Annotated in this window: 15 protein-coding genes; 6 read left to right on the top strand and 9 right to left on the bottom strand. The window is 69.3% G+C overall.

The features are described 5' to 3' along the window. Nucleotides 1-180 precede the first annotated feature (180 nt). On the top strand, nt 181-1,023 hold the full coding sequence (locus tag AKJ08_RS00070; RefSeq protein WP_050724200.1) for a bile acid:sodium symporter family protein: 843 nt from the start codon (nt 181-183) through the stop codon (nt 1,021-1,023). A gap of 146 nt (nt 1,024-1,169) precedes the next feature. Here the strand turns inward: AKJ08_RS00070 and AKJ08_RS00065 are convergent, their stop codons facing one another. Then, on the bottom strand, nt 1,170-1,931 hold the full coding sequence (locus AKJ08_RS00065) for a bestrophin-like domain (RefSeq protein WP_050724199.1): 762 nt from the start codon (nt 1,929-1,931) through the stop codon (nt 1,170-1,172). A 212-nt stretch (nt 1,932-2,143) separates the two neighbouring features. Between AKJ08_RS00065 and AKJ08_RS00060 the strand changes: the two genes are divergently transcribed. The 5 genes from AKJ08_RS00060 to AKJ08_RS00040 all read left to right on the top strand — a co-directional run bounded on the left by AKJ08_RS00060 (nt 2,144) and on the right by AKJ08_RS00040 (nt 7,023). Then, on the top strand, nt 2,144-3,790 hold the full coding sequence (locus AKJ08_RS00060; RefSeq protein ID WP_240475399.1) for a ribonuclease J: 1,647 nt from the start codon (nt 2,144-2,146) through the stop codon (nt 3,788-3,790). A gap of 40 nt (nt 3,791-3,830) precedes the next feature. Next, nucleotides 3,831-4,328: a YajQ family cyclic di-GMP-binding protein gene (locus AKJ08_RS00055; RefSeq protein ID WP_050724198.1), complete on the top strand. Its 498-nt coding sequence runs from the start codon at nt 3,831-3,833 to the stop codon at nt 4,326-4,328. A gap of 101 nt (nt 4,329-4,429) precedes the next feature. Beyond that, nucleotides 4,430-5,776 carry a 30S ribosomal protein S12 methylthiotransferase RimO gene (gene rimO / locus AKJ08_RS00050; protein ID WP_240475514.1) on the top strand — a complete coding sequence of 449 codons (1,347 nt, stop codon included), beginning with the start codon at nt 4,430-4,432 and terminating at the stop codon, nt 5,774-5,776. Beyond that, on the top strand, nt 5,773-6,606 hold the full coding sequence (locus tag AKJ08_RS00045) for a 3'(2'),5'-bisphosphate nucleotidase CysQ family protein (RefSeq protein WP_050724196.1): 834 nt from the start codon (nt 5,773-5,775) through the stop codon (nt 6,604-6,606). Before rimO ends, AKJ08_RS00045 begins: the two co-directional genes overlap by 4 nt. 177 nt (nt 6,607-6,783) lie before the next feature. Next, a complete protein-coding gene (locus AKJ08_RS00040) occupies nt 6,784-7,023 on the top strand; it encodes a hypothetical protein (protein WP_050724195.1) in 240 nt (79 codons plus the stop codon). 18 nt (nt 7,024-7,041) lie between these two features. Here the strand turns inward: AKJ08_RS00040 and AKJ08_RS00035 are convergent, their stop codons facing one another. The 8 genes from AKJ08_RS00035 to AKJ08_RS19585 all read right to left on the bottom strand — a co-directional run bounded on the left by AKJ08_RS00035 (nt 7,042) and on the right by AKJ08_RS19585 (nt 11,912). Beyond that, on the bottom strand, nt 7,042-7,779 hold the full coding sequence (locus AKJ08_RS00035) for an outer membrane lipoprotein carrier protein LolA (RefSeq protein ID WP_050724194.1): 738 nt from the start codon (nt 7,777-7,779) through the stop codon (nt 7,042-7,044). Nucleotides 7,780-7,840: 61 nt separating this feature from the next. Next, nucleotides 7,841-8,863: a GTPase ObgE gene (gene obgE / locus AKJ08_RS00030; protein WP_050724193.1), complete on the bottom strand. Its 1,023-nt coding sequence runs from the start codon at nt 8,861-8,863 to the stop codon at nt 7,841-7,843. Between the two features lie 111 nt (nt 8,864-8,974). Then, nucleotides 8,975-9,235 (bottom strand): 50S ribosomal protein L27, encoded by a 261-nt coding sequence (gene rpmA / locus AKJ08_RS00025; protein ID WP_050724192.1) that lies wholly within the window; start codon nt 9,233-9,235, stop codon nt 8,975-8,977. 26 nt (nt 9,236-9,261) lie between these two features. Further along, a complete protein-coding gene (rplU, locus tag AKJ08_RS00020) occupies nt 9,262-9,570 on the bottom strand; it encodes a 50S ribosomal protein L21 (protein WP_050724191.1) in 309 nt (102 codons plus the stop codon). A gap of 159 nt (nt 9,571-9,729) precedes the next feature. Continuing rightward, nucleotides 9,730-9,984 carry a hypothetical protein gene (locus tag AKJ08_RS00015; RefSeq protein WP_050724190.1) on the bottom strand — a complete coding sequence of 85 codons (255 nt, stop codon included), beginning with the start codon at nt 9,982-9,984 and terminating at the stop codon, nt 9,730-9,732. A gap of 45 nt (nt 9,985-10,029) precedes the next feature. Continuing rightward, complete coding sequence (locus tag AKJ08_RS00010; protein WP_050724189.1) at nt 10,030-10,209, bottom strand: hypothetical protein; 180 nt, start codon at nt 10,207-10,209, stop codon at nt 10,030-10,032. 845 nt (nt 10,210-11,054) lie between these two features. After that, complete coding sequence (locus tag AKJ08_RS20590; protein ID WP_276202182.1) at nt 11,055-11,189, bottom strand: hypothetical protein; 135 nt, start codon at nt 11,187-11,189, stop codon at nt 11,055-11,057. Between the two features lie 237 nt (nt 11,190-11,426). Beyond that, entirely contained in the window at nt 11,427-11,912 is a 486-nt protein-coding gene (locus AKJ08_RS19585; protein WP_276202181.1) for an Asp-tRNA(Asn)/Glu-tRNA(Gln) amidotransferase subunit GatB, read from the bottom strand. Between the last annotated feature and the right edge of the window lie 125 nt (nt 11,913-12,037).

The following is a 12,037-nucleotide window of genomic DNA, read 5'->3' as shown; positions in this document are numbered from 1 at the left end:
CGTCGGCCATGACAATCCGAAATCATACCAACGACGAACGCGCCGTTGAACGGTGATTCACACAGGCTTTCCCGAAACAGCGGTGATTCGGACGAGAGCGGGCGTGCATAAGTTTCGCCCCGCCCCTTTTTCTTCTGAGGCGCGCGAGAGGGCCTGGGGGGTTGAGGTCATGAGGCCGCCATGGACGTCCTGAAGCTTGTGACGACGATCTCCCTCGTCTGCCTGATGCTCATGGAGGGGCTCGGCGTCGACGTTCGAGGGCTCCTCGACCTGCGGCGACGGCCGATGCTCTTCGTGCGCGCGTTCATCGCGGTGGACGTGCTCGTGCCCGTGGCGGCGTGGATCGTGATCGTCCTCATCCGGCCCCTCCGCCCCGTGGTCGGCGCCGTCGCGCTCCTCGCCGCCTGCCCGATCGCGCCCCTCGCCTTCCGGCGGATCACGCAGGCAGGCGGGCAACGCGAGACGGCCGGCGCGATCCACATCGTGCTCTCCGTCCTCGCGGTCGTGACCACGCCCGTCACGATCGTGCTGCTCGGCAGAGCCCTCGGCTTCCGCGCGGAGGTCGAGCCGATGCCGGTCGCCCGACAAGTGGCGCTCGGCCTGGTGGTCCCGTTCGCGGCTGGGATCGGCGCACGCGCGCTCTGGCCCGAGCTGGCCGGAAAGGTGCGGCGTCCCGGCGCGCGCGTGGCGCTCCTCTTCCTCATGGCAGTCTTCGTGCTGGTGCTCGTCTTCAACGCCCGAGCGCTGGTCGAGCTGGGCGTCCGCGAGTACCTGGCGATGGCCGCGTTCGTCGCGGCGGCCCTGGCGCTCGGCCACGCCGTGGGAGGAGGCGACAGCAGGGAGCGCACCGTCTTCGCGATGGAGAGCGCGTCCCGCAACCTGGGCCTGGCGTTCTTCATCGCCTCGGTCCAGGTCGGAGAGAACGTGGCGCTCCCGATCCTCGTGCCCTACGGGGTCGTGTTCCTGATCGTCACGGCGGTGTACCTGCGGATCGTCCGCAGACTGCTCGAGAAGCCCGGCTGAGAGTTCGTGAAGAAATTCACGAACTCTCGCGAGCCGGAGGCGAGCAAACGAAAAGGAGCGCCCTCGCGCGAAGCGCGAGTTGAAGAAAGCGGGCCCGCTTCGGCGGGGCCGATTTCTTCACACGCTCTGAGCGTCCCGGCGCCGGCTCATTTGCCGAGCTGCGCCGCAGCCGCCCGCAACGGCCCGCTCGAGACCTTGACTGCCCCGGTCAACGGCAGGTTCATCTCGAGGATCAGGTAGATCGCCGCGGACGTGGACAGCGCGCTCAGGGCGACGACCACCGCCACGGTCAGGTTCCGCGGGGCGAAGAGCCCCACCTCGGCAAAGAGGATGCAGAGCCAGAAGACGAGGATCACGAGCACGCGGAACGGCAGGGCCGTCTGGGTCCTCTCCGCGAGCTGCCAAAACGATAGGGTGAGCTGCGTGCTCATCGCGAGGGTCTGGGACTGGAAGGCGCGCTCCTGTACGCCTTCGACCGGCAGCCGATCGATCTGGTCCATCAACTTGGAGAGGGCACCGATCGAGGCGCCCATCTGCCTCGGCTGAGTGCCGCTCGCCTCCTCCGGCCAAACCCGCTCGATCGTCGCCTCCACGACGTCCTTCAAGAGGCGCCGAGCCTCGCCCGCCTCGGCCCCGTAGTGGGCGAGGAGCCGGTCGAGGGTGATGATCCTCGCGCCCGTCTCACGGAGACCTGCGTTCAGCGCGTCGAAGTTGCTCTTCGCCGAGCTGACGAGGAGGCCGAGGACGAGGGCGCTCAGCGTCGCGACCATCCCCGTGCCCAGCTTCAGGGCGCTCCGGGACTCTTCGCTGAGGTGGTGCTGCGGGACCAGCGCGCGAAGGATCGACCCCGCCACGACGCTGCCGAGGATGCACCCGAGCACGATCGTGGCCACGGCAGTCGCGTGCAAGACGAACCTCGCGCACCCGGGGACATGCCCCGCCGTCCCCCAAGTTGGGCAGTCCTCCGCCGCCCTGCCACCGCCTCGCCAATCGGTGGCGCAGGGCGAGACCGGACCTCCACCCCCAAATAGCGGCGGCCGGCTTGCCGCCTGGCGCGCCAGGGTGGTAGGTAGCGCCCCTTTTCCCCCTCGAAGCGTCGTCCTCGGCGCCAAGGTGGCCCGTGCTCCGGATCATCCCACTCGGAGGCCTCGGCGAGGTCGGCCTCAACGCCATGGTCTTCGAGTCGGAGGACCAGGCGTTCCTCGTGGACTGCGGGATCATGTTCCCCCAGGCGGAGGCCCTGGGCGTGGACGTGGTCCTGCCGGACTTCACGTACCTGCGGGAGCTGGGCGACAAGCTGAAGGGCGTGGTCCTCACCCACGGCCACGAGGACCACATCGGCGCGCTGCCCTTCCTGCTCAAGGATCGGCCGCTCCCCGTCTACGGCTCGCCTTTCACCCTGGGCCTCCTCGCCCCCAAGCTCGAGGAGTTCGGGATCCGGGCGCCCCTCACGGAGCTGGCGGCAGGCAGCTCCGTGGACCTCGGCGAGGCCTTCCGGGTGGAAGGCGTCCGGGTCACCCACTCGATCCCCGACGCCCTCGGCCTCGCGATCCACACGCCGGAAGGCCTGGTGGTCCACACGGGCGACTTCAAGATCGACCACTCGCCCATCGACGAGCTCCCCACGGACCTGCAGCGCTTCGCGCGCCTCGGCGGCGACGGGATCCTCGCGCTCCTCTCCGACTCCACCAACTCCGAGCGCCCCGGCACCAGTCTCTCGGAGCGCCAGGTGGGCCGCGCCCTGGAGGAGATCTTCGCGAAGGCCAAATCCCGCGTGGTGATCGCCACCTTCGCGTCGAACATCCACCGGATCCAGCAGGTCCTCGACGTCTCCCGCTTGTTCGGCCGCAAGGTGGTGCTGGTCGGCCGCTCCATGCAGCAGAACACGCGGATCGCCAGCGAGCTCGGCCTCCTGGACATCCCGCTCGGCCTCGTGGTCGACGTGGAAGAAGGCCGCAGGCTCCGCCACCACGAGGTCACGGTGCTCTCCACCGGCGCCCAGGGCGAGCCGCGCTCGGCGCTGATGCGGATGGCCCTGGGCGATCCCAACGCGCCCATGCCCGTCGACGAGGGTGACCTGGTGGTCCTCTCCTCGCGCTTCATCCCGGGAAACGAGGTCGCGATCGGCCACATGGTGAACCGCCTCGCCATGAGGGGCGCGGAGGTGGTCTACGAGGGCGCAGAGGACCTCCACGCCTCGGGCCACGCCTACCGCGAGGAGCAGCGGCTGATGCTCCGGATCACCAACCCGCGCCACTTCGTCCCGATCCACGGTGAGTATCGGCACCTGGTTCGCCACGTGAAGACCGCCCACGAGGTCGGGATCCCCGACAGCTCCTGCCACCTGATCACCGACGGCGAGGTCCTCCAGTTCGAGGGGGGCAGGGCCTTCGTGAACGGCACGGTGGCGTCGGGGCGGGTCTACGTCGACAGGCGGGGCGGGCCCGACGTCCCCGAGCTCACCCTCCGCGAGCGGGCGCTCATCGCCGAGACGGGCCTCGTCACGGCCGTGGTCGTAATCGACCGCTCGACCGGCGCCCTGGTCCGGGGTCCGGAGCTCACCGCCCGCGGGATCGCGGTGCCGGACGAGGCGGCCCTCCTCGCGGACGTGCGCCGGGAGGTCCACGCCGCGGTCGAGAGCCTGAGCCCCGTGCTCCGCGGCGACACGACCCTGGTGCAGGAGGAGGTGCGCCGCGCCGTCCGCCGTGCCTATAAGCGGAGCACCGAGCGCAAGCCCGTCGTGCTGCCGCTAGTGATCGAGCTATAGGAGCCGACTCGAGGCTCCCCCACCCGGAGGAGGATCCAAGATGCCTTCGTTCGACATCGTCTCGAAGGTCGACCTGCAGGAGGTCGACAACGCCATGAACCAGGCCCGTAAGGAGCTCCAGGGCCGCTGGGACTTCAAGGGCGTCCCGGTCGACATCTCCATGGCCGACGACAAGAAGGGCCTGGTCCTGAAGACCGACGGCGAGGAGCGCCTGGACGCCCTCTGGGACGTGCTCCTGGGCAAGCTCCTGAAGCGGGGCCTCACCGCCAACTCCCTCGAGAGGGGAAAGAAGGAGCCGGTGGGAGGAAAGCAGTTCAAGCAGTCCGTTCAGCTCCAGCAGGGCATCCCGACCGAGAAGGCCAAGGAGCTCACCAAGCTGATCAAGGACTCGAAGCTCAAGGTCCAGGCCTCGATCCAGGGCGAATCCCTACGGGTCACCGGCAAGGATCGGGACGAGCTTCAGGCCGCGATCCGGCTCTGCCGCGAGAGCGCGGACAAGCTCCACCTCGACATGCAGTTCGAAAACTTCCGCGACTGACCGCGGGACCAGACAGAAGCTAGGTTGTCCTCGTGAGCGAAAAGAAGAACGTCCACATCGTCACGCTCGGCTGCCCGAAGAATCGGGTCGACTCCGAGATCATGCTCGGCGGCCTGGTCCAGGACGGCTGGGAGCTCACCGAGGCCCCCGACGACGCCGACGTGATCGTCGTGAACACTTGCGCCTTCATCGAGGCCTCGAAGACGGAGTCCGTGGACGCGATCCTCGAGGCCTCCCAGTGGAAGGAGAAGGGCCGGGCGAAGAAGGTCGTGGTCGCCGGCTGCCTCTCCCAGCGCTACCCCGAGGAGCTCGCCAAGGAGCTGCCCGAGGTCGACCACTTCCTCGGCACCTCGGCCTACGCCCAGCTCCCCAACCTGCTGAAGGACGTGAGCGCGAGCAAGCAGGTGATCCCCGATCCCGACTACATCCACAGCTCGGCGACGCCCCGGATCAACTCGCTCCCCTCGTACACCGCGTACCTGAAGATCGCCGAGGGCTGCGACAACGAGTGCGCCTTCTGCATCATCCCGACGCTCCGGGGCGATCAGCGCTCCCGGCCGATCGACGACGTGGTGCGCGAGGCCCGCACGCTCGCCGAGCAGGGCGCCCGCGAGCTCAACCTCGTCGCGCAGGATCTCACCGCCTACGGCCACGACCTCCCCGGCAGGCCCAAGCTCCACGAGCTCGTCCGCGCGCTGGGCGAGGTGGAGGGCGTGCGATGGATCCGCCTCCACTACGCCTACCCGCGCAACTTCCCCGACGAGCTGATCGCTGCCATCCGCGACACGCCGCAGGTGGTGAAGTACCTGGACATGCCGGTGCAGCACGCGAGCGACAGGCTCCTTCGCGCCATGCGCCGCGGCCGCAACTCCACGTTCCTCCGGGAGCTCCTCGGCAAGTTGCGCACGGAGATCCCCGGCATCGTGCTGCGAACCTCCCTGATCGTCGGCCTGCCCGGCGAGACCGAAGAGGACTTTGCGCTGCTCCTCGACTTCATCCGTGAGCAGCGCTTCGACCACCTCGGGATCTTCCGCTACTCGCAGGAGGAGGGCACCCTCGCCGGCGAGATGGAGGATCAGCTCCCGGAGGAGGTTAAGGCCGCGCGCTGGGAGCAGGCCATGGCCCTCCAGGCCGAGATCCGGATGGAGCAGCAGCAGGCCTGGGTCGGCAAGGAGATCGAGGTCCTGGTCGAGGGTCCCCACGAGGAGACCGAGCACCTACTGGTGGGCCGGCACGCGGGCCAGGCGCCGGAGATCGACGGACAGGTGATCATCAACGACCTCCCGGAGGGCGGCGTGGCCGCCGGCGATCTGGTGCGGGTTCGGGTGGAGGAGGCGTACGAGTACGACCTTGTCGGCGCCGCGACCGAGGTGCTCCTGCGAGCGCCCGTGATCGAGCGCCCTGCCCCGCGGAGCGTGAAGCTCCCGGTCTTCGTGGCGCACCGGTGAAATACGACTTCACCAAGGAGCTCCAGGTCGCCGCCCGCCTCGCGCGGGAGGCGGGCCGGATCCTCTTGGACGTCTACGACACCGAGTACGAGGTGACCCAGAAGCCCGGCGGCGGCGGCCCGGTGACCATCGCCGACGAGCGCGCCAACGCGTTCATCGTGCGGGGCCTCCGGGAGGCCTTTCCGGACGACGGCGTCGTGGCGGAGGAGTCCGAAGAGACCTCCGACGCCGCGCGCTTCTCGCGCTGCTGGTTCGTCGATCCCCTCGACGGGACCAAGGAGTTCGTCCAGCACAACGACCAGTTCGCCATCCACATCGGCCTCGCGGTCGACGGCGAGGCGACGGTGGGCGTGGTCTATCAGCCGGTGGACGACAAGTGCTACTCGGGCGTCGTCGGCCTGGGCTGCACTCTCGAGGAGCGGGGCGTCGCCCGCGTACTCCGGCTGCCCTCCGTGGCGCACGTGCCCATGCGCATGGTCGTCTCGCGATCGCATCGCACCAAGCGGCTGCTCGACCTCTGCGAGTCCCTCGGAATCGAAGAGGTTCAGCACGTGGGCTCGGTGGGGATCAAGTGCGGGATGATCGCGGCCGCCGACGCGGACCTCTACGTCCACGCGAGCCGCATCAGCTACCGGTGGGACGCCTGCGCACCCGAGGTGATCGTCCGCGCCGCCGGCGGCTTCTTCGGCGACATGGCGGGGCAGCCGTACCGCTACGACGGCACGGAGCTCCAGAACCTGCGCGGAATCGTCGCCTGCCATCCGGCGGTGCTGGACGAGGTACTGCCCGCGATCGAACAGACCGGCAGGGAAGCCGCCATTCTGAGCTGACAGCGGAGCCGAAGGCGGAGCAAACGCAAGGAGGAGCGTTTCCGCGCAGCGCGCGGCTGAAGGAATCGCTCCCGCTCCGCGGGGGCGATTTCTTCATGCTCCGAGGTTGCGCTGCCGGTTGGCGATGGCCAGGGTTCAGGCTCGCGCAAGCTCGCGCGCCCACCCACGGAGGCCGTCATGCATCATCGCCATCCCGGAGGAAACGTAGCGATCCGGCCGTGCGAGATCTGCGGCGTCCTGGTGCTCCACGAGCAGACGGGGCTGGACGAGGCCGAGCTCCGAGCGAGCTGGCGCGCGTTTCCACACAGCGCGCCGGGTGGCCCGACCTGCATCGGCGGCGGCTCGAGGGTTCGTGCGCTGCGCAACGCCGCGAGGGCCGCCTCCGGGAGCGGCTCGTTCCCGCCCGAGCCGGCCTGATCCTTCATTCGCTCTGCGCTACTGCCCAGGGACCGCGGCCCGCACCCGGGACGTGCCGGCGGGGAACGCGCGATCGGGATCGAAGTCCGCCTGAACGACCTTCGCGTTCGCCTGGGTGTCGTGGAAGATCAGGTGGTTCTCGCTGCCGTTCGACTGGACCACCACCGAGCGGCTCACCTTTCCGGTGGCGGGATCGGCGACCAGGAAGACCTTGGAGAAGCCCGAGGGCTTCCGGGGCGTGAGCTCCAGCGCCGTCCCGTCGCCGCCGAAGTCGCGCTTCGACTGCACGATTTCGAACTCTTCGGCCAGGCGGCCCTTGCCCCACATGAAGGTGACGGCTGCCGAGAGCTGCCCCGGATCCACGCGGTACTCGGTCGCCTGCTTCGTGTCGGGATCGAAGGTCCAGCTCCGATCCTTCACGAGCAGCAGGATCCGGCCGTCGTCGTAATCCCAGCGCATCAGCGGCCCGGTCGCACCATCGGGCTTCCGGAAGCGCATCCGGCCCTTGGCGGTCGCCCCGCCGAGCCTCGACGGCATCCCGCCCTGGGTGAAGCTCTGATCGAAGCGGGTGTCGAGGCCCGGGCTCTTCTCGTAGAAGGCCTGGAGCTTCGCCACCAGCGCGGCGACGTCGGAGGGCATCGCCAACGGCGGCGCCTTGGCGGGCGCCGTGGTCGCAGGGGTTGCAGGGGCGGGCGTGGCCGCCTGGGCCGAAGTTCCGGCGGCCGCGAGCAGCGCCGTCGCAATGAGGCTCTTCATCGAGCTCCTCCTGGCGGAAAAACCGCGTCTTCTCCCAAGACGTTCGGCGCAGGCCGAATCTTCACGCCTGCGCGCTCCAGAGAACCTCCGCACAGGCGTCGACGAGGGCGTCGACCCCGTCTCGCGTCGCAGCCGAGATCAGGAAGACCTTCGGCGCGTTCTTGCGCCTGCGCAGCTTCTTCGCGAACGCCTCGGCCCGCTCCCGGGCCTCCGGCAGGTCGCACTTGTTCAGCGCGACGATCTGGGGCCGCCCCGCGAGCTCCTGGGAGTAGCGGGCGAGCTCCCGGTTGATCGTCGCGAAGTCGGTATCTAGCGCCCGCTCCGGGTCGAGGTCCGGCGCCGAGGCGTCCACCAGGTGGACGAGGATCCGGCAGCGCTCCACGTGCCGCAGGAACTGGTGTCCCAGCCCCGCGCCCTCGCTCGCACCCTCGATGAGACCGGGGATGTCGGCGACGACGAAGCTCTTGTGATCCTTGTAGCCGACCACGCCCAGGTTCGGCACCAGGGTGGTGAACGGATAGTCGGCGATCTTCGGCTTCGCCCGGGAGACCACCGAGATCAGCGTCGACTTGCCCGCGTTGGGATAGCCGATGAGGCCGACGTCGGCCAGGAGCTTGAGCTCCAGGAGGAGCGTCGTCTCCTCACCCGGTGTCCCGGGCTGGGCGAAGCGCGGCGCCTGGCGGGTCGAGGTGGCGAAGTTCATGTTGCCGAGGCCGCCCCGCCCGCCCCTCGCTGCGGTCCACTCCTGGCCGGGCTCCGCGAGATCCGAGAGGATCTCGTGCGTCTCCGCGTCCTTGAACACCGTGCCCACCGGCACCCGCAGGACGAGATCCTCGCCTCCGCGGCCGTTGCAATCCGAGCCCATGCCCGGCTGCCCGTTCGGCGCCCGGTGGTGCTGCTGGTAGCGGTAGTCCAAAAGCGTGGTGAGCTGGGTGTCGGCGCGGAAGATCACGCTGCCGCCGTTGGCCCCGTCGCCGCCGGAGGGGCCGCCCTTGGCGATGAACTTCTCGCGGCGGAACGCCACCGCGCCGTGGCCGCCGTCACCGGCTTTTACGAAGATTCGAACCTGATCGACGAACTTCATGGATGGGAAGCCGCCCGCCGGGAAGAGGGCGGGCTCCTTTGCCGAGAAACACGAAGACCGCGGCGGCAATTCGCTGCCCCGCGGTCTCCGTTGAGTGGCTTTCGCCGAGAATCAGGCCTGCGCCGGGATGACCGACACGCGCTTCCGGTCCTTGCCGAAGCGCTCGAAGGTCACGACGCCGGGGACCGTGGCGAAGATCGTGTAGTCACGGCCCATGCCCACGCCGGTGCCCGGGTGGATCTTGGTGCCGCACTGCCGGATGATGATGTTGCCGGGGATCACGGCCTGGCCGCCGAAGCGCTTGACGCCGCGTCGCTGGCCGGCAGAGTCGCGACCGTTCCTGGACGAGCCCTGGCCCTTTTTATGTGCCATTTGCCTACTCCTGCTTCAGGGGCGAACTAGCCCGAAATCTTCGTGATCTTGACGGCCGTGAAGGCCTGGCGGTGACCGCGAATCCGCTTCCAGCCTTCCTTCTTCTTGCGGAAGGAGAAGACCTTGCGGCCCCGGCCCTGCTCGACGATGTCGCCGGCGACCTTGGCGCCCGAGACGACCGGCATGCCGATCTTCGGCGACTCCGTGCCACCGAGCATCAGCACCTCGGCGAACTCGATCTTGTCGCCGGCGCTGCCTGCGAGCTTCTCCACGCGGAGGGTATCGCCCTCCTGGACCCGGTACTGCTTGCCGCCCGTCTTGATCACGGCGTACATCGAAGACCTCGACCTTCCTGCACGAACCTGTCGTTCGAAACGACGGCTCGACGAGTTGCACGAGCAGCTTCCGGGAAACAGGGAAGCCCGCGAAAGGTGGCTGATCTAGGTGATCGTCCCGATGGTGTCAAGCATCGTTCGGTCGATCGCCATCTCCGCTCAGCGAGCGGGCGGCCGGCGCTCGGGCGGAGGGAGCTGCGGAGGCGGCATGCGGATTCCGAGCTCCTCCTCGTCGCGCTCGATCCGGAACTCCTGCTCGGCGCCGGTGGACGTCTGGTACCGGTGGCGCAGCTCGTGGACGCCCGGCACCTCCAGCTCCCGGATCCGCAGGGACAGCCAGGTGGCCAGGGGCACGCCGTAGAAGAGTACGTGGACCGCAGCCTGGAGGCAGGATTGATCGCCCGGACCATCCACGGAAAGAAGAGCGATCCGAGATCTCGTAATTGATGACCCAGAGGATCAGGCCGTAGAGCGCGCCCCCGCGATCTGGAGCTTCATGTCGTCGCGGATCCTGGGGCGAACGGTCGAGACGACGAACCCGAAGATCGCGCCGAAGACCGTCGCCAGGGCGAAGTTGAAGCCCGCGCCCACGAAGACGACGCCGACGCCGATCCAGCCCTGGAGCACGTGCGAGCCCATGAGACGGACGCGAAGTGCTGCCAGGGCGTGCCCGGCGGCTGGCTCCCCGTCGCTGCGACCAGGATCTGCCCGGCGCGAAGGAGCCGCCCGCGAGGAGGCCGCCAATCGTGGCCTCCCTGATGATCTTTCCTCGGCTTGCGATGTCATCGGACGAAGTCTTGGGATGATTCGGGGGGGACGCAAAGGGCTGCTGGGGCATCGCCCGCCCGCTCGCCGGGCGCGTCACACGCGCGCGGCGCGAGGACGGGCCAGGTCGATCGGCCGGACGCGGATCGCCAGGAAGAGGCCGAGCGACAGGCCGTACGCCGCCGCATGGAGGAGGAGCGGCGTCAGGTGGGAGCCTGGGCGAGCCAGGGATAGACGACCAGCGCGATCCCCGGATGTTGATCACCCAGAGCAGCAGGCCGTAGCCGAAGCCCAAGCCGCCGTGGATCAAGACGTTGTCGCGGAGCCGCCGCGGCAGGCGGTTGGCGACCGCGCCCCAGATCGCGCCGTAGAGCGCCGCGAAGGCGAAGTGGACCACGAAGCGACGAAGACGATCCCCCAGGTGAACGGCCCGTTTGAAGGCGCTGGAACCGAGCACGATCGACGCCGTCGAGACCCACGGCGCGGCGACCGACTGCCCGTTCACGGCGCTCACCACCATCGCCGCCGCGATCGCGGATCGCGCCCGCGACGAGGCGCCTTCGACTCCGTCGGTGAGCAGAATGCCCTGGATCGCCTCCCGCTCGCGCCCACGCCTGCGCCGCGTGCCGGAGGGAGTCACCTCGTCCATCGGTACCCTCGCCTCTAGCGTCCGTCCTGCGCGGACCGATCGCAAGGCGCGAGGTTCAGCGCTGCGAGCTTCAGCCGAGCGAGCTCGAGCCCTGCGAACCGCCCTGGTCGCGGGCCTGGCGGCGGGCAGCCGAGAGGCGCTCCTGCGTGCGCCGCAGGCGCCGTTGCTCGGCCGTCCGCGCGGCGCCGAAGACGAGGAGGAGCATGCCGCCCGAGCGAGGAGCGAGCCCTGCCCTCCCCGCTGGCCGGGCTCGAACTGGAAGCCGTTCGCGACGAGCTCCTGGAGCAGACCCGCTGCGCCGACGATCAGGCCGCCGACGGCCAGCGCGCGAGCGCCGCGGGTGAGGACGGGCGGGCCCGAGAGGAAGACCGACAGCGCGGCACAGACCACGCCCGCAATCCCCAGGATCCCGCCAGCGCCGATAGCCCGATCACCAATTGCGTCAGTCTCCGAGGCGGGCCCGGAGCGCGTCCGTGACGACCTTGGGGTCGCCCTGGCCCTTGAGCTCCTTCATCACCTGCCCCATGAAGAACCCGAGGAGGTTCTTCTTCCCTCCCTGGTACTTCGCGACCTGATCCGCGTTGGCGGCGAGCACCTTCTCGACCGCCGCGTCGACGGCGCCGGTATCGGAGACCTGCTCGAGCCCCTTGGCGGCCATCACCTCGGCGGGTTCCGCCCCCGAGCGATGGACCTCCTCGAGGATCTGCTTGGCGCCGGCGCCGCTCACCTTCCGCGCCTCGAGGAGGTCGAGGAGCGCGGCGAGCTTCGCCGGGGTGAGACGGGAGCCCGCGATCCCCTCGCGGGAATCCTTCACCAGGCGCAAGATCTCGTTGATCACCCAGTTCGCCACGGTCTTGGCGCTCCCGCCGAAGGGCCGCGACCGCCGCCTCGTACCACTCGGCGATCGCCTTCTCGGCCACGAGCACACCCGCGTCGTACGCGGAGAGCCCGTACTCCGAGTGGAAGCGCGCCGCCTTCTCCCGCGGCAGCTCTGGCAGCGACCCGCGATCGACTCGATCCACTCGTCGCCCACCCGGAGCGGCAGGAGGTCGG

The organism is Vulgatibacter incomptus (assembly GCF_001263175.1).
In the GTDB taxonomy this organism is placed as follows: Bacteria; Myxococcota; Myxococcia; order Myxococcales; family Vulgatibacteraceae; genus Vulgatibacter; species Vulgatibacter incomptus.
Note: the sequence above shows the minus strand (reverse complement) of the source record. Positions and strands in the feature narration are given on the sequence as shown.

Bases quoted from the DNA above. Each gene is read 5' to 3' on its own strand.
- rpmA (WP_050724192.1), bottom strand. From the start codon at position 9,235: ATGGCACATAAAAAGGGCCAGGGCTCGTCCAGGAACGGTCGCGACTCT.
- AKJ08_RS00040 (WP_050724195.1), top strand. From the start codon at position 6,784: ATGCATCATCGCCATCCCGGAGGAAACGTAGCGATCCGGCCGTGCGAG.
- AKJ08_RS20590 (WP_276202182.1), bottom strand. From the start codon at position 11,189: ATGCTCCTCCTCGTCTTCGGCGCCGCGCGGACGGCCGAGCAACGGCGC.
- AKJ08_RS00010 (WP_050724189.1), bottom strand. From the start codon at position 10,209: ATGGGCTCGCACGTGCTCCAGGGCTGGATCGGCGTCGGCGTCGTCTTC.
- rplU (WP_050724191.1), bottom strand. From the start codon at position 9,570: ATGTACGCCGTGATCAAGACGGGCGGCAAGCAGTACCGGGTCCAGGAG.
- AKJ08_RS00035 (WP_050724194.1), bottom strand. From the start codon at position 7,779: ATGAAGAGCCTCATTGCGACGGCGCTGCTCGCGGCCGCCGGAACTTCG.
- rimO (WP_240475514.1), top strand. From the start codon at position 4,430: ATGCTCGGCGGCCTGGTCCAGGACGGCTGGGAGCTCACCGAGGCCCCC.
- AKJ08_RS00055 (WP_050724198.1), top strand. From the start codon at position 3,831: ATGCCTTCGTTCGACATCGTCTCGAAGGTCGACCTGCAGGAGGTCGAC.
- obgE (WP_050724193.1), bottom strand. From the start codon at position 8,863: ATGAAGTTCGTCGATCAGGTTCGAATCTTCGTAAAAGCCGGTGACGGC.
- AKJ08_RS00070 (WP_050724200.1), top strand. From the start codon at position 181: ATGGACGTCCTGAAGCTTGTGACGACGATCTCCCTCGTCTGCCTGATG.